Origin of the sequence: Lentzea xerophila, assembly GCF_051094245.1 — a bacterium.
GTDB classification, from domain to species: domain Bacteria; phylum Actinomycetota; class Actinomycetes; order Mycobacteriales; family Pseudonocardiaceae; genus Lentzea; species Lentzea xerophila.
In genome coordinates, this window is the sequence record NZ_CP194934.1 from 3,286,043 (window position 1) to 3,304,075 (window position 18,033).

Annotated in this window: 3 protein-coding genes; 2 read left to right on the forward strand and 1 reads right to left on the reverse strand. The window is 71.1% G+C overall.

The window, feature by feature from the left end; translation table 11 throughout:
- The first annotated feature begins 116 nt into the window (after positions 1-116).
- Positions 117-13,871 (forward strand): SDR family NAD(P)-dependent oxidoreductase, encoded by a 13,755-nt coding sequence (locus ACRSBM_RS15765; RefSeq protein WP_434444136.1) that lies wholly within the window; start codon positions 117-119, stop codon positions 13,869-13,871.
- A 212-nt stretch (positions 13,872-14,083) separates the two neighbouring features.
- Positions 14,084-14,860: a thioesterase II family protein gene (locus ACRSBM_RS15770; protein WP_434444137.1), complete on the forward strand. Its 777-nt coding sequence runs from the start codon at positions 14,084-14,086 to the stop codon at positions 14,858-14,860.
- Positions 14,861-14,888: 28 nt separating this feature from the next.
- Here ACRSBM_RS15770 and ACRSBM_RS15775 read toward each other — a convergent pair whose 3' ends face one another.
- Positions 14,889-17,762, reverse strand: coding sequence for a helix-turn-helix transcriptional regulator (locus ACRSBM_RS15775; RefSeq protein WP_434444138.1), 2,874 nt, complete (start codon positions 17,760-17,762; stop codon positions 14,889-14,891).
- Positions 17,763-18,033: the final 271 nt, after the last annotated feature.

Below are 18,033 nucleotides of genomic sequence, written 5' to 3' on the forward strand. Positions count from 1 at the left end.
GCGCATCAACGATCGCGAAACCCAGTCGACATCGTCCGCGCCCGGTAGTGCCTTCGCGCCGCTGACGATCCGCCTCCCCGTGCCTGTACCGCGAACCCGAAGGAACCCGCCCGTACATGAATGCCTCCGAGCACACTCCCGTCGCCTCTCAGGGTGGAATCGCCGTAGTCGGACTGTCGTGCCGCCTTCCCCGTGCGGCGAACCCGGACGCCTTCTGGCACCTGCTCGTCGAGGGCCGCGATGCGGTGGCCGAGACTCCGGCCGAGCGGTGGGACGCGAAAGCGCTGTACGACGAAGACCTGTCGCGGCCCGGCAAGGCGAACTCCCGCTGGGGCGGCTACCTCGACCAGATCGACCGGTTCGACGCCGCGTTCTTCGGGATCTCCCCGCGCGAAGCCACGGACATGGACCCGCAGCAGCGGCTCGCGCTGGAACTGGCGTGGGAGGCGCTGGAGAACGCCGGTGTCGTTCCGGCGGCTCTGCGCGATCGTCCCATCGGTGTGTTCATGGGCGCGTTCGGCTCCGATTACGCCACGCTCTCGCAGCGTCAGGGGATCGACGAGATCGGGCACCACACCGTCACCGGCCTCAGCCGAGGGCTCATCGCCAACCGCATCTCCTACACCTTGGGATTGCGCGGCCCCAGCTTCACCGTCGACTCCGCGCAGTCGTCCGCGCTGGTCGCCGTGCACCTGGCCGCCCAGAGCATCCGCGCCGGTGAGTGCGAGGTGGCGCTGGCCGGTGGCGTACACCTCAACCTCGCGCCGGAGAGCACTGTCGGTGCCGCCAAGTTCGGTGGCCTCTCCCCGGACGGGCGTTGCCACACCTTCGACTCCAGGGCGAACGGGTACGTGCGCGGCGAGGGCGGTGGAATGGTCGTCCTCAAACCGCTGGCCAAGGCACTGGCGGACGAGGACGACATCCTCTGCGTGATCCGCGGCAGCGCGGTGAACAACGACGGCGCGAGCGACGGCCTCACCACCCCGGACGCGCGGGCGCAGGCGGAGGTCCTGCGTGCGGCCTACCGTGCCGCGGACCTCGACCCCCAGCAGGTGCACTACGTGGAACTGCACGGCACCGGCACCAGGGTCGGTGACCCGATCGAAGCAGCGGCGCTGGGCGAGGTGCTCGGCGCCGGGCGTACTCCGGGCGACGCGCTGCGCGTCGGCTCGGTGAAGACCAACATCGGTCACCTCGAAGGGGCGGCCGGTATCGCGGGTCTGCTCAAGACCGTCCTGTCGATCAGCAGGGGGAAGGTCCCGCCCAGCCTCAACTTCGCGGCGCCCAACCCCGACATCGCGTTCGACGAGCTGGGCATCAAGGTGCAGACCGACACCGCGGACTGGACCGCCGAGCCGCGGCTGGCGGGGGTCAGCTCCTTCGGAATGGGCGGTGCGAACTGCCACGTGGTCCTCTCAGGACCGCCGCAGGTCCGTCGCGAGCCGACGGCTGTCTCCAGTGAGGCCACCCTCCCGTTCGTGCTCAGCGCGAAGACCCCCGAGGCACTGCGCGCCCAGGCCGCGAACCTGCGTGGCCGTGGATTCGACCACGCGGGCCTCGCGCACGCACTGCTCACCGGACGCACGCTGTTCGACCACCGCGCTGTCGTTCTCGCCGCCACCGCCGAGGAGCTCGAATCCGGGCTCGCCGAGATGGCGCAAGGCGTTCCCGGGACCGGAACCATCCTGGGGCGCGGCGAAGAGTCGGACGCCGGCCCTGTCTTCGTCTTCCCCGGACAGGGCGCCCAGTGGGTGGGGATGGGCCGCGACCTCCTCGACGCCTCCGAGGTGTTCGCCGAGTCCGTTGCCGCCTGCGAAAAGGCATTGGCACCGCACGTGGACTGGTCACTGACCGACGTTCTCCGCACCGGCGACGGTCTCGACCGCGTCGACGTGGTGCAGCCTGCGTCCTGGGCCGTGATGGTCTCGCTGGCCCGGCTGTGGGAATCGGCCGGTGTCCGGCCCGCCGCGGTGGTGGGGCACTCCCAGGGTGAGATCGCCGCCGCAGTCGTCTCGGGAATGCTCGACCTCGAGGACGCCGCGACCGTCGTCGCCGTGCGCAGCAAGATCATCGCAGCCGAGCTGGCCGGTCAGGGTGCGATGGCCTCCGTGGCACTGCCCGCCGACCAGGTGGGCCTGCGGCTGGCCGGCGTTCCCGGAGTGGCGGTCGCGGTGGTCAACAGCCCGCACTCGACCGTCATCTCCGGGGATGAGGACGCGGTCGACGCTCTGGTGGCGCAGTGGGAGCAGGAGGGCGCCCGCGTGCGGCGGGTCGCTGTGGACTACGCCTCGCACAGCCCGCATGTCGACTCCGTTCGCGAGCAGCTTATCGACGCCCTCGGCGGGATCCGGTCTCGGCAGGGCAGCGTCCCGTTCTTCTCCACTGTGGACTGTGACTGGGCAGACCGGGTGGACGCCGAGTACTGGGCGCGCAACCTCCGGGAGCCCGTTCGGTTCGGTGAGGCCACCGCGGCGCTGCTGGCTCAGGGCTTCCGCCACTTCCTCGAAAGCAGCTCTCATCCTGTCCTCGTCGGTGCCATCGAGGACACGATCACCGCTGCGGACGTTCAGGGCGCCGTCGCCGTCGGTTCACTTCGTCGCGACGAAGGTGACTTCCGCCGTTTCCTGACTTCGGCCGCGGAAGCCTTCGTTGGCGGTGTGGACGTCGACTGGTCCACTGTGGTCCCGCCGGCGGGCCCGCGGGTCCGTGCCGCCGACCTGCCGACCTACCCGTTCCAGCGGCAGCGGTTCTGGATCGGTGACAAGAGTGAAGCGCCGGTCGAAACGGGACCGGCCCTGCGCGGGATCGACCTCGTCCGAGCCCACGCCGCCGCCGTCCTGCGGACGACTCCGAACGCGGTCAGCGTGCGCGAGTCCTTCAAGCGCCAGGGTTTCGACTCCGTCATGGCCGTCGAGCTGCGCAACCGGATCAACGCGGCCACGTCGCTGCGCCTTCCGGCCAGTGCCGCGTTCGACCACCCGACCCCGGCAGCCCTCGCCGCGGAGATCGACCGGCTGCTGCCCGCCGTGACTCAGCTGAATCCCGTCCCGGTCGCCGAGGTGGAACGGTCCACCACAGCCGAGATCGTCGAGCCCGAGGACGACCCGATCGTCATCGTGGGCATGGGATGCCGGTTCCCCGGTGACATCCGTTCGCCGGAGGACCTCTGGCGGATCGTCACCGACGAGGCCGACGCGATCGGGCCGTTCCCGTCCGACCGCGGCTGGGACCTCCGTGCCCTGTTCTCCGCGAACACCGAGTACGCCCGCACCGGCGGATTCCTCTACGACGCACCGAACTTCGACGCGGAGTTCTTCGGTGTCTCGCCACGGGAAGCACTCGCCATGGACCCGCAGCAGCGGCTCCTGCTCGAAGTCTCCTGGGAAGCGCTCGAACAGGCCGGGATCGACCCGGAACTGTTGCGCGGCACCGACGCCGGTGTCTTCGCCGGTGCGATGGCCGGTGACTACGGCACCCGGCTCCACGAAAGCCCCGAAGCTGTCGCCGGCCACCTCCTCACCGGTGTCGCGGGCAGTGTGATCTCAGGCCGGATCGCCTACGTGCTCGGCCTCGAAGGTCCTGCCCTGTCGGTCGACACCGCGTGTTCCTCGTCGCTGGTCGCGTTGAACCTCGCCGTCGAGGCGTTGCGGCGCGGGGAGTGTTCACTCGCTCTCGCCGGCGGCGTGACGGTGATGAGCACTCCCGGCATGTTCGCCGAGTTCGGCCGCCAGCGCGGCCTCGCGCAGGACGGCCGGTGCAAGGCGTTCTCCGCGGACGCGGACGGCACCGGCTGGTCCGAAGGCGTCGGCGTGCTCGTGGTGGAGCGGCTGTCCGACGCACTCCGCCACGGCCACACCGTGCACGCCGTGATCAGCGGCACGGCGGTGAACCAGGACGGCGCGTCCAACGGCCTGACCGCGCCGAACGGACCTTCGCAGCAGCGGGTCATCCGCAGGGCGCTCGCCGACGCCGGCCTGACTGTGTCCGATGTGGACGCCGTGGAGGCGCACGGCACGGGCACGGCACTGGGCGACCCGATCGAGGCCCAGGCGATCATCGCCACCTACGGCCAGGAGCGCGACCGCCCGCTGTGGCTCGGCTCGCTCAAGTCCAACCTCGGCCACACCCAGGCAGCCGCCGGTGTCGCGGGCGTGATCAAGATGGTCATGGCCATGCGGCACGGCGTCCTGCCGAAGACCCTGCACGTCGACGAGCCGTCGCCGCACGTCGACTGGACCTCGGGTGCGGTGGAGCTGTTGACCGAAGCCCAGCCCTGGCCGGAAGGTCCCCGTAGGGCGGCCGTGTCGTCGTTCGGCATCAGCGGCACCAACGCGCACGTCATCCTCGAACACCGGCCGCAAGCGGACGCCCCGGAGCGGCAGGAGCGACAGGTCCCGTTCCTGCTCAGCGGCAAGACACCGCAGGCGTTGACCGCGCAGGCCAAGAGGCTGCAAGTGCACCTCGCGGAACACCCCGAGCTCGATCCGGCCGACGTCGCGTACTCGCTCGCGACCGGTCGCAGTGGGCTCGACCACCGCGCCACCGTTCTTTCCACTGACCCGGCCGGGTTGCTCGAACTCTGCGAAGGCCGCGGGACCCGCGATCTCGCCCGGCCGGGCGAACCGGTCGCCTTCCTGTTCACGGGCCAGGGCGCGCAGCGTCTGGGCATGGGCCGGGAGCTGCACGCCACCTACCCGGTCTTCGCCGCGGCCTTCGACCAGGTCGCCGACGAGCTCGACCGGCACCTGACCAAGCCACTGCGCGAGGTCATGTGGGGCGACGACCCCGCCGTGCTGGACCGGACCGAGTACGCCCAGCCGGCGTTGTTCGCCATCGAGGTCGCGCTGTACCACCTCGTGCGCTCGTGGGGCGTCGAGCCGGACTTCGTGACCGGCCACTCGATCGGTGAGCTCACCGCGGCCCACGTCTCCGGTGTGCTGACGCTCGCCGGTGCGGCGGAACTGGTCGCCGCGCGCGGCCGGTTGATGCAGGCTCTGCCGTCGGGCGGGGCGATGGTCTCCGTGCAGGCCACCGCGGACGAAGTGCGCCCGCAGCTGACCTCCGGCGTGGGACTGGCCGCGGTCAACGGGCCCAACGCGGTCGTGCTCTCCGGAGCGGAGGACGAGGTCCTCGCGCTCGCCGCACAGTGGGCGGAGCGCGGGCGCAAGACCAAGCGCCTCACCGTGAGCCACGCCTTCCACTCGCCCCTGATGGAACCGATGCTGGAGGAGTTCCGCCGCGTCGCCGCGCGGATCACCTGCGCGGCACCGTCCATTCCGCTGGTGTCGAACCTGACGGGTGCCCTCGCGACGGCCGAGCAGCTCCGCTCACCCGAGCACTGGGTCCGGCACGTCCGTGACGCGGTGCTGTTCCACGACGGCGTGCGGTACCTGCGCGAGCAGGGCGTGACGCGGCTGGTCGAGCTCGGCCCGGACGGCGTGCTCGCGGCGATGGCGCAGAACTGCCTGCCCGGCACCGGCCAGCTCGTCCTGCCCACCCTGCGCAAGGGCAGGCCGGAAGCCGACACGCTGGTGCTCGCGCTGGCACGGCTGCACACCGCCGGTGTCGCCGTCGACTGGACGGCGTTCTTCGCCGGCACCGGTGCTCGCCGCACCGAGCTGCCGACCTACGCGTTCCAGCACGAGCGGTTCTGGCTCGACCCGGTCGCGAAGACCGCGGACCTCGCCTCCGCCGGACTCGACGCCGTCGCACACCCGATGCTCAAGGCGGCGCTGTCCGTCGACGGCACCACGGTGCTGACCGGCAGGCTCGACCCGGCCGAGCTGCCGTGGCTCGCCGACCACCAGGTCGGCGGAGCGGTGGTCGTTCCCGGGACGGCGTTGCTCGAACTCGCCGCCCGCGCCGGTGCGCACGTGGGCCGGACGGCCATCACCGAACTGCTGCTGATCGCACCGATGGTCATTCCTGCCGGTAACGCGCTGGACGTCCAGGTCCGCGTGTCGGCGGACGGTGCCCTGCGGACGGTGTCGCGTGCCGCGGGCCAGGGGGAGTGGACCACCCACGTCACCGGCCAGGTCGACACCGCCACCGGCACCGGGCCTGCCCCGGTGCAGTGGCCGCCGACCGGCTGCGAACCGGTCGGCCTGGACTCGTTCTACTCCGGGTTGGCCGAGCGGAACCTGCGGTACGGCCCTGCTTTCCAGGGCGTGCGGCGCCTGTGGCGCGGCGACGGCGAACTCTTCGCCGACGTCCAGCTACCCGAGACGAACAACGACGACTACCTGCTGCACCCGGCACTGCTGGACGCCGTCCTGCAGCCGCTGGCGGCCGGTGAGCTGCTGCCCGACGGGGGAACGGCGCGACTGCCGTTCTCGTGGGCGGGCACTCGTCTCCACTCGGCCGGGGCGTCGGTCCTGAGGGCTCGGCTGACCCGGCTCGGTCCCGACACCGCCCGGCTGGCCGCCTGGGACGGTGAGGGCAATCCCGTCCTCGCCGCCGACTCGGTGGTGCTGCGGCCGGTGTCTGAGGCCCAGCTGCGCGATGCCGTGGCAGCGGACTCGCTGTACCGCGTCGAGTGGCGGCCCACCACCGCCGCGGCCTCCACGCAGGGCACCACGCGGCGGCTGCCGGTCCAGGCTGGAGGTCCGCTGGCGCACCGGGTGCGTGAGGGACTGGTCTGGGCGCTGACCACCGTGCAGGACTGGATCGCGGGCGAGCAGCGGGGCTGCCTGAGCATCGTCACCGGTTCCGACCCGGTCGGTGCTGCCGTGCAAGGACTCGTGCGTTCGGCGCAGACCGAGCACCCCGGTCGTTTCCAGCTGATCGAGGTCGACGGCACTGCCGCCTCCGAAGCGCTGGCGCCGTCCCTGGCCGGTGCGTCCGACCCGCAGATCTCCGTGCGGGAAGGCACAGCGCTGGTGCCGCGGCTCGTGCGCCACACCGCCGCGCCCGCCGCCCCGGACATCAAGTGGGACAAGGGATCGCTGCTCGTCACGGGTGCCGGTGGAGTCGTCGGTTCAGCACTGACGTTGCACGCCGTGACCACCTACGGGGTCGGCGACGTCGTCCTGGTGAGCCGTCGCGGCGAGCGGGCGCCCGGTGTCGCGCAGCTGGCCGACCGGCTGCGGGGGATGGGTGTCTCCGTCACCGTCGAGGCCTGTGACGTGGCCGAGCGCGCCCAGGTGGCAGGGCTGCTGGCGCGCGTTCCGAACCTGCGTGGCGTCGTCCACGCGGCCGGAACGGTGGCCGACACCGTCATCGAAACGCTCACCACCGAAGGCATGGACGCCGTCCTGAGGTCCAAGGTGGACGCTGTCAGCCACCTGGACGAGCTGAGCAGGGGACTGGACCTGGACTGGTTCGTCGTCTGTTCCTCGATCGCGGGGTGGTGGGGCACCGCGGGACAGGCCAACTACGCCGCCGCGAACGCATGCCTCGACGCGATCGTCCGCGACCGCGCCGCCGCCGGGTTCCCGGCGCTGGCACTGGCCTGGGGTCTGTGGGAAGAGCGCAGTGAGCTCTCCGGGCACCTCGGTGACGCCGACCTCCAGCGCATGGCCAGGGTCGGCATCGCCCCACTGTCCACAAGGGATGCCGTCGCCGCGTTCGACAGCGCGCTGCGCTCGACGGAGCCGGTGCTGGCGCCCGTCCGCCTGGACGTCGGTTCCGTCGCCGGGCAGCCCGTGCCGCTGCTGGCCGACCTCGTCCGCACGCCGGTCGTGGCCAAGCCCGCCGCGACCGCGCCGGAGACCTCCGGCGGTGCGTTCGACCAGCTGGCCGCGGACGAACTCCGGGCGGAGCTGACCCGGCTGGTCCGCACCAGCGCCGCCACCGTACTGGGTTACGCCCAGCTGCGTGACGACCAGGTCGAGCAGCCGTTCTCCGCGCTGGGGATGGACTCGCTGGCCGCACTGGAGCTGCGCTACGAGCTCAGCGACGCGACGGGCCTGAACCTGCCGCCGACCCTGCTGTTCGACCGGCCCAGCGCACTGGACGTGATCGACCACCTGGTGGAAGAACTGTCGACCGAGAAGGACACCACTGTGACCCAGGCGGTCCAGCGAACAGAACCCGAACCCGAAGCGGCCGAGGACGACCCGATCGTGATCGTCGGCATGTCCGCCCGTTACCCCGGCGGGGTCAGCACGCCGCAGGAGCTGTGGGACCTGGTCGCCACCGGCACCGACGGGATCACGCCGTTCCCCGACAACCGCGGCTGGGACCTCGACACCCTCTTCCACGACGACCCCACCCACCGCGGCACGAGCTACACCCGCGAAGGCGGTTTCCTGCACGACGCCGCCGACTTCGACGCCTCGTTCTTCGGCGTCGCACCCCGCGAGGCACTGGCCACCGACCCGCAGCAGCGGCTGCTGCTGGAGACCTCGTGGGAGGCACTGGAGAACGCGGGCATCGACCCGCTGTCGGTCAAGGGCTCTCCCACCGGCGTCTACGCCGGCGTGATGTTCCACGACTACTCCACCCGCGTCCAGGACGTTCACGACCTCCCGGACGGCATGGAGGGGATGCTGGCCCTCGGCAGCCACGGCAGCGTCGCGTCCGGCCGCATCTCCTACGTCTTCGGCCTGCAGGGGCCCACGATGTCGGTCGACACCGCGTGCTCGTCCTCCCTGGTGGCCCTGCACCTGGCCGCACAGGCGCTGCGCAACGGCGAGTGTTCGATGGCGCTGGCCGGCGGTGTGGCGGTGATGTCCACCCCCGTCACCTTCGCCGAGTTCAGCCGTCAGCGCGCACTCGCCGCCGACGGGCGGTGCCGGGCGTTCTCCGCGGACGCGAGCGGCACCAGCTGGGCCGAGGGCGCGGGCATGCTCGTGCTGGAACGGCTCTCCGACGCGAAGCGCAACGGGCACCGGGTGCTCGCCGTGGTCCGCGGCAGCGCGGTCAACTCCGACGGTGCCTCCAACGGCCTGACCGCACCGAGTGGCCTGGCCCAGCGCCGGCTCATCGAACAGGCACTGGCCGACGCGCGACTGGTCGCGTCCGACGTGGACGTGGTCGAGGCGCACGGCACCGGCACGGCCCTGGGCGACCCGATCGAGGCGCAGGCGCTGCTGGACACCTACGGCCAGGACCGCGACCGTCCACTGTGGCTCGGTTCGCTGAAGTCCAACACCGGCCACACCCAGGCCGCCGCGGGCGTCGGCGGGATCATCAAGATGATCATGGCGATGCGACACGGCGTCCTGCCGAAGACCCTGCACGTCAGCGAGCCGTCCCCGCACGCCGACTGGACCTCGGGATCGGTCGAGCTGCTGACCGAGGCGCGGCCGTGGCCGGAAGGCACCCGTCGAGCCGCGGTGTCGTCGTTCGGCATCGGTGGCACCAACGCCCACGTGATCCTCGAAAGCCCCACCGAACCCGCCGTTCCGGCGCCCGCGCCGGCGGCAGGGGCGATCACGCCGTGGGTGCTCAGCGGCAGGACCCCGGCGGCGTTGCGGGCGCAGGCGGCCAAGCTGGCGGACTTCCTCGACCGGGAGCCAGGCCACGACGACGCGGCCATCGCGGCAGCGCTCACGAGCCGGTCGCGATTCGACCAGCGTGCCGTCGTCCTCGGTGCCGACCGCGACTCGTTGCGGGCCGGCCTCACCGCCGCCGCACAGCGTGACGACGCGCCGAACCTGTTCCTCACCACCGAACGGCACACGGGCGAGACGGCCTTCCTGTTCGCCGGTCAGGGCAGCCAGCGCCCCGGCATGGGACGTGAGCTGTACGAGGCGTTCCCGCCGTTCGCGGCCGCGTTCGACGAAGCGGCCGAAGCACTCGACCCGCTGCTCGGCGTCAGCCTGCGCGACCTGGTCTTCACCGGTGACAGCCTGGACCGCACCGAACACGCGCAGCCCGCCCTGTTCGCGATCGAGGTCGCGCTGTTCCGTCTCCTGGAGGCCTGGGGAGTGCGGCCGGACCGCGTCGCCGGGCACTCCATCGGCGAGATCGCCGCGGCACACGCGGCGGGCGTCCTGTCGTTGAGCGACGCGGCCACCCTGGTCGCCGCTCGCGGCAGGCTGATGGGCGAACTGCCCGACGGTGGCGTGATGGTCGCCGTGGAAGCCGGTGCCGCCGAGGTGACCGCGCTGCTGGCTGGTCACGAACACGAGGCCGGGATCGCCGCGATCAACGGCCCGAGGGCCACGGTCCTGTCCGGTGCCGCCGGCCCCGTGCGGGCGATCACCGAGAAGCTGCGGTCGCAAGGCCACCGGACCAAGACTCTGAGGGTCAGCCACGCGTTCCACTCGCCGCTGATGGGACCGATGCTGGACCGGTTCCGGGACGTCGTGTCCCGCCTGGAGTTCTCGGCACCCAGCATCCCCATGGTGTCGACGCTGACCGGCCAGGCCGCCGGAGCGGGCGACTTCACCACCGCGGACTACTGGGTCCGCCACGTCCGTGAGTCGGTCCGGTTCCAGGACGCCGTGCGCACGCTGGCAGCGGGTGGGGTCAGCACCTTCGTGGAGCTCGGTCCGGACAGCGTGCTCTCGGCGATGGCGTCGGCGAGCCTGTCCACGCCGGCCGTGTTGCTGCCGGTGCTGCGCAAGGACCGCCTCGAACCGCGTGCTCTGCTGGACACGGTCGCGAAACTGTTCGTCGGCGGCATCTCCGTCGACTGGTCCGCCGTCCTGGGCGAGGCCGCGCGGCCGCACGTGGAGCTGCCGACCTACGCCTTCCAGCGGCAGCGGTTCTGGCTCGACGTCGTTCGCGCCACGGGAAGTGTCGCGGGCACCGGCCTCGGTGAGGTCGGGCACCCGCTGCTGACGGCGTCGATGTCCCTGGCCGGCAGCGGAGCGACCGTCCTCACCGGACGGTTGTCCACCGCACGTCCGGCCTGGGCCGGTGGTCACCGCGTCGGCGGTGCCGCCGTGGTGCCCGGTACGGCCTTGCTGGAGATGGCCGCCACGGCCGGAAAGCAGGTCGGCTGCCCGCGGGTGGCGGAACTGGTCTTCCGGGCCGCGGTGGTGCTTCCGGCGGAAGGCAGCCTGGACGTCCAGGTGGAGGTGTCGGCGCCCGAGGGCGACGGCAGCCGTGCCCTCACCCTGCACTCGCGGACCTCGGCCGACGCGCCGTGGACCGCGAACGCCACCGGTCGCCTCGTTCCCGGCGCACCCGGCGCGGGGGAGAGGCTCGCCGAATGGCCACCCGCGAATGCGGAGCCGATGGACCTCGACGGGTTCTACCCCCGTCTCGCCGAGGACGGCCTGGACTACGGACCTGACTTCCAGGGCGTGCGCAGGGCGTGGCGTCGTGGCGACGACGTCTTCGCCGAGGTGAACCTGCCCGCGACCGTGCACGGTGAAGCCGGCGACTACCTCGTGCACCCCGCGCTGCTCGATTCGGCGCTGCACCCGTTGCTGGCGGAGGCGTTGCGCTTGCCGTTCTCGTGGGCAGGGGTCCAGGTGCACGGCCCCGGTGCCTCGTCACTGCGCGTTCGCCTGCGGGACACCGGACCGGACAGCTTCAGCATCACCGCCTGGGACAACGTGGGCATGCCGGTCGTGTCCGCCGACGAGCTGGTCGCGCGGCCGGTCGTGCGCGAGCAGTTGCAGGTGATCGCCGCACAGGCGGCGGAGACCCTGTTCCGCATCGACTGGACGGCGCCCAAGGCGCTGTCCGGTGCACGAGGAACCGGGCACCTCACGCTGACCGTCGACAGCGGTGACCCCGCGCTGCCGCTGCCCCAGCGGGTCCGGTCCGCACTGGACTCGGCCTTGGACGCGGTGCGCACGTGGGTGTCGCAGGACCACGAACCCGGTGCCCGGCTCGTCGTGCTCACCCAGGGCGCGGTGGACGGCGACCCGGTCGCGGCGGCGGTGTGGGGCCTGGTGCGCTCGGCGCAGACCGAACACCCCGGGATGCTGCAGCTGATCGATCTCGACGGCACGGCCGCGTCGGACAAGGCATGGCGAGAACTGGTTGGCACGGACGAACCGCAGCTCGCAGTGCACCGCGGCCAGGTCCGCGTACCGAGGCTGGCCGGTGCCGGACCGGCCGGACCCTTGGGTCGCACCGAATGGCGCGGCGGTTCGCTGCTGGTCACCGGAGCGGGCGGGGTCGTCGGTTCCGCGCTGACCCGGCACGCCGTGCGTGAGCACGGTGTCCGCGACGTGGTGTTGCTGAGCCGTCGGGGCGCGAACGCACCCGGCATGGCCCAGCTGTCCACCGAACTGCGTGAGCTCGGCGCGTCCGTCACCGTGGAAGCCTGTGACGCGGCGGACCGGGAGCAACTGGCCGGAGTCCTCGCGCGGATCCCGTCCGACCGGCCGCTGGCCGGCGTCATCCACGCCGCGGGCACCTCGTCGGACGCGACGATCCAGTCGCTGACCGCCGAGGCCCTGGAAGCGGTCCTGCCGTCCAAGGTGGACGCTGTGACGCACCTCGACGAGCTGACGAGGGACTTGGACCTCACCTGGTTCGTCGTCTGCTCCTCCGCTGCCGCCTGGTGGGGCACGGCCGGTCAGGCCAACTACGCGGCCGCCAACGCCTGCATCGACGCCATCGCGCGGAGCAGGCACAACGCCGGGCAGCACGCGCTGTCACTGGCGTGGGGGCTGTGGGCGGAACGCAGCGAGCTGTCCGGGCACCTGGAAGAGGCGGACCTGCGCCGGCTCTCCCGGCTCGGGATGACCCCCCTGTCCACAGAGGACGCTCTGGCCGCGTTCGACACCGCGTTGTGCTCGAAGGACCCGATGCTCGCCCCGATCGGGCTGGACACCCGTCAGCTCGTCGACAGCGAGTCGGCGCCGCTGACCCCGTTGCTGCGCGGGCACGTGAAGTCCCGCCCGGCGGTGGAATCCGCGCCCGTGGCACCCATCGCGGGTGAGCTGGCGGGGAAGGACGAAGGCGCGCAGGAGACCTTGCTGCGCGATCTGGTCCGGGGACTGGTGGCCCAGGTGCTCGGGTTCGCGAGTGCCGACGAGGTGGAGGCCGACCGCGGCTTCTTCGAGGTCGGGTTCGACTCGCTGACGGTGCTGGAACTGCGCAACCGCATCGAGAAGGCGACGGGGCAGTCGGTGGCGCCGACGGCGATCTTCGACCACTCCACGCCCGGTGCCCTCGCGAAGTACCTGCGGATCCTGCTCACCGGCGAGCAGCAGTCGGAGCGACCGCTGGACGTGGACAGGCCGTCGCTGACCGGTCTGACGGTCCTGCTGACCGGTGCCACCGGCGGGCTCGGGCGGTTGTTCGCCGAAAGCCTCTCCGACGCCGGGGCGAACCTGGTGCTCACCGGCCGCGACCAAGCCGCGCTCGACGAACTGGCGGGTGCTGTAAGCGGTCCCTCTCTCGCGCTGGTCGCCGACGTCACCGACCGCTCGGCGCTGGTCAATGCCGTTGAGCGGGCGGAACAGGAGTTCGGCGCGGTCGACGTCCTGATCAACAACGCCGGGATCGGCGGTCCCGCGGGTCCGCTGTGGGAGGTCGACGAGGACCACTGGTGGGACACGATGGAGGTGAACCTGCGCGGGACCATGCGTGCCTGCCAGGCCGCGTTGCCGGGAATGGTGGAGCGCGGACGCGGGCGAGTGGTCAACATCGTCAGCTCGGCCGGAAAGCACCGCTGGCCCAACGTCTCCGGGTACTCGGTGTCCAAGGCCGCCGCCATCAAGCTCGGCGAGAACCTCGCGCCGGAACTGGCGGGCACCGGCGTCTCGGTGTTCAGCTACCACCCGGGACTGGTCGAGCTCGGCCTGACCCGCAGGCAGCTCGAAGCCGCCGAGACCGGCGACAGCCGGATCGACGGAGTGGCCGCGTGGATGGCAGACCAGCGCGACGGCGGCCGGTTCACCGCGCCGGAGGTCTCCGCGGAGATGCTCGTGCGGCTGGTGGCCGGTGAGGCGGACGAGCTGTCCGGCAGCTACCTGACGCCGGAGGACGACCTGAGCCGCCTGCTCCGGGGTTGATCGGGCGCCGAGCCGTGCCACCTGCCGTGGCACGGCTCGGACGCTGCCGGCTACCCGGCCGCGAAGGTTCGCCGGTCTGGTGATGGACGCGCGCCGCGGCATCCGCCACCCGGTGTGGTCCGCGTCGGCTGTTCCGGAGCGCGGAACCACTCGTTGACGTCCGGCCACATCCTCGGGTGGGCTGGGAAATCCGACACTGGAAGAGGCAGAGCATGGCGAACGTCGCACCGGGCGGCCGTTGGTTGAGGAACTTCCACGCCACGCCGGACGGAGTTCCGCACCTGGTGTGCTTCCCGCACGCGGGCGGCTCCGCCGGGTGGTTCACCAGGCTCAGCGCGGAACTCGCCGGTGAGGTGCGGCTGTCCGCTGTCCAGTACCCGGGCCGCCTGGACCGCCTCCGTGACCAGCCGGTGGACGACCTGGGCGTGCTGGCGGACCAGGTGTTCGACGGTCTGGACGTCGATGCCGGCCGGCCGGTGGCGCTGTTCGGGCACAGCATGGGAGCGGTGGTGGCGTTCGAGGTGGCGCGACGACTGCAGGCGGCGTCCATCCCGATCTCCCATCTCTTCGTGTCGGGACGGGCCGCACCGCATCTGCGGCGCGACCGCGGCGCACACCTCATGTCCGACGACGACCTGATCGCGGCGGTCGAGGCGCTGGGTGGCACCGAGCCGGGCCTGCTGCGGCACGCCGAAGTCAGGGCGATGGTGCTGCCCTCGATGCGCAGCGACTACCGGGCGATCGAGACCTACCGGTACGCACCGGCACCGCCGATCGCCACGCCGATCACCGCGTTGACCGGCACCGATGATCCGATCGTGTCCGTGGCGGACGTCGACGCGTGGGCGACGCACACCAGCGCGGTCTTCAACCTGGAAGTGTTGCCGGGTGGCCACTTCTTCCCGGTGGACCAGTGGGGAACGGTCGCGGGCCTCGTGCGGCGCGAACTCTTCGCCAGTGCCGGTATGCGCCGAGCGCAGGCCTTCTGATCGATCGGGCCGCCATCGAGAGCACGGCTCAGTCCGTGCTGAACGCGGCCAGCGCGGTGGGCAGCTGCGTGCGCCGGCGGACTCCCAGTTTGCGGTAGACGTTGGTGAGATGGAACTCGATCGCGCGCCGTGAGACGCACAGCTTCCGGGCGATCTCGTCGTTGGAGTTGCCGGCGACGACGAGGCCGGCCACGCGGTATTCGTGCGGTGTCAGGGGAATCGCGTTGGGGAGAGTCGGCTGCGGCATGGCCTCGGAGCGGCTCACCGCGTCGGTGGGCAGTTTCGCGAGCTCGCCGAGCAGAGGCAGCGAGCCGCATTCCTCGGCGAGGCGCTTGCCTTCGGTCAGATCGCCGCGCGCGGCCTCGCGTTGGCCGTTGTTCCACCTGGCGCCGCCGAGTTCGACGAGGACGCAGGCCAGGAGCAACCGGGCCGGTGACCGGCGCAGCACTGTCACGGCCTCCGTCAGCCACGGAATTGCGGCGGCGCCGCCGGTGACGACACCGACGGTCAGGAGCGCACGGCCAATGGCCGACGCGGCCGTCCACTTCCTGGCCAGGTCGAGCTCCTCGAGAGCGAGGTCGAGCGCTTCCTGCCGTCGGCCGAGGTGGAGATGAGCGAGCGCGGCGTAGGAACGCCACGGGCGGAACGCCGGGCTGGGAGCGCCCCACGACGTCAGACGTCCGCCGCACTCGAGTTGATCGGCTAGTGCGCCGACGGCATCACCCAGTCGCATGCGGAGCACACCCCGGGAGTGCAACAGAAGCGTGTGATGCCAGCTGTTGGGCAGGGTGTTGACCAGCCCGATGCGTTCGATCGTGCCGTGTGCGGAGTCGGCGTCACCGATGTACAGCTGCGCTCGCATCAGGGCCTCTGTCGCGTAGACGAAGGTGAAGTGGCGCTGGTGCAGGTCCGAACGCTGTGCCGCGGACAGTGCGAGCTGTGCGTCGGCGACGGCCTCCGCGAGCGAACCGCAGTGGTGATGTACGCGCGAGCGCAGCGCGTGACCCAGCACGCAGATCAGATCCAGTCCCTGGCGGTGTCCTTCGGTCAGGGCCTCGTTGGTGTACCGCATCGCGAGATCGAACTCATCCGCCCGGAGCAACGAGTTGATCACCGACAGCAGCCGCTGGGGATCCTGGATGATCTGCGCCGCCCCGGCGGACAGCGCGACCAGAGCGGCCTCACGGCACATGGCCAGGTCCTCGCCCCGGTTGCTCAGGTCCTCCGCGATCAACGCCGCCACCTTGCGGCCGCGTGCACCGCCCCGCCGCCACTCGGTGGGCAGTTCGTGCGGATCGATGTCGTACACCCCGGTCTTCCGTGTCGGCACGGTCACCCGAAGCGCGAGGCGGAGCTGGGCAGTGATCTCCGCATCGAAGGGCCGCACCTTGTCGATGGACCGGCACAGCACCTCACGTGCGTCGTCATAGCGTCCGTCGAGATAGAACACCTGAGACAGACGGCAGGTGACGTTGAGGAGATCCTCCGGATCATCGAGGTGCTCCATCGCCTCCTCGAGATGCGTGGCCGCCTGATGCGGATCGAAATACGTCTCGGCGAGACCAAGCCTGGTCAGCAGGTTCGTCCTGAGCTCACGAGGAAGTTCCTCGCGCAGGGCCCGCGAGAGGAAACCCGCGGCCGTGACCGGGTCACCGTCGCTGATCGCCGCATCCGCTGCCCGGCGCAGGGCATCGGCGGCCCAGGTGCCCAGCCGTGCGGTGGTGCGCTGGACGTGGCTCGCGACGAGCGTCGCGGGTGCCCGCCTCGCGTGGAGATGGCGCGCGGCGTCGGCGTGCAGCTCGTCGCGGTCGGCGTGACTGACCGAGTTCGCGATGGCGTCCTTGATCACGAAGTGTGCGAACGCCGGCTTGTCTCCCTCGGCCATCAGACCCATGCGCACCAGCTGCCGCACACCGTCAGCGGCCTCGGGTAACGGCATCCCGGCGAGAGCGGCCGCGAACTCCAGCTCGGTGGGTTCCGCGACCGCGATGGCCCTGGCGAGCCGAACCAGTTGGGAGGACTGGCGATTGAGCCGGGCTAGGACGGACTCGCCGAGTTCTTCCGGTCCGTACGACGTCAAGGAGCGCACGGCGCTCGCGTCAGGTTGTGTCCCTTCTTGCCGCATCGCGCTCAGAAGGTGTTGCAACACCAAGGGATTGCCGCCGGTGGCAGCAACGCACGCCGCGATGAACCGGAGATCGGGTGGGCGGCCGAGCATCCGATCGACGAACCGCGAGATGTCGGGCTCGGGCAGACCGCCGACCGTCACCCGCTCGGCGTGGATCTCCATCTCCGCGATCTCGAGCGGATCCACCGGATACACCCCGGTCGTGCGGCTGAGGAGGACCGCGACCGGCATCGCCACGGGGCGCCGCACCAGGTAGGTCAGCCACCGCAGCGACGGCACGTCGGTCCATTGCAGGTCGTCGACGATCAGGCACAGCGGTCCGTGTTCGGCGAGCGTGGTGACCAGTTGGTAGAGCCCGTTGTACGTCCGGTGGACCGCCATTTCGTCGATGTCGTCCAACGAAGGCCCTGTCATACCGGTGCCTTCGTCGTAGCTGTGAGGCTCCGCTGTACCGATGATCGCTTCGACGTGCCCGGCCAGCTCTCTATCGGCGAGATTCTCGAACAGCTGCCGCACCACGGAGAACGGTATGTTCTGCTCCAGGCTGGACGTCGATGCCTTCCCGACCCGGAATCCGCGATCCCGCGCGACATCCGCCGCCGCGCCGAGCAGGGTCGTCTTGCCCATGCCCGTGGCACCCTCCAGAAGCACCACGGCCGGTGTGCGCGCCTCAGCGGCATCGAGGGCTCCGGCCAGGCGGGCGAGTTCGGCATGCCGGCCAACGAGATCTGGCGCGTTCGCAGATACTCTGCCGAGGCCTTCGTGCTGAGCCATGTGGAGCGCTCCGTCCTCCGGTCCGCCTGTTCGCGCGTCGCTGATCTTGTACCGCCTCCGGATCAACCACCTGGGTTCCGGCTGGTGGCTACCCGTCTGGGCGGTGTGTCAATCGCTGTCGGATGGAAACGCTCACATGGGAGCGTTCCCGAGAGCGCGCTGAAGCCGTGCTCAGCCGGCGTTCCGCACAGTGGCGGACTCCCAGGTTCGACCCGCTTGACGGGAGGTCGAACGACAACGCCATCCCAACAAGCGGTACCGCTTCTTGTTG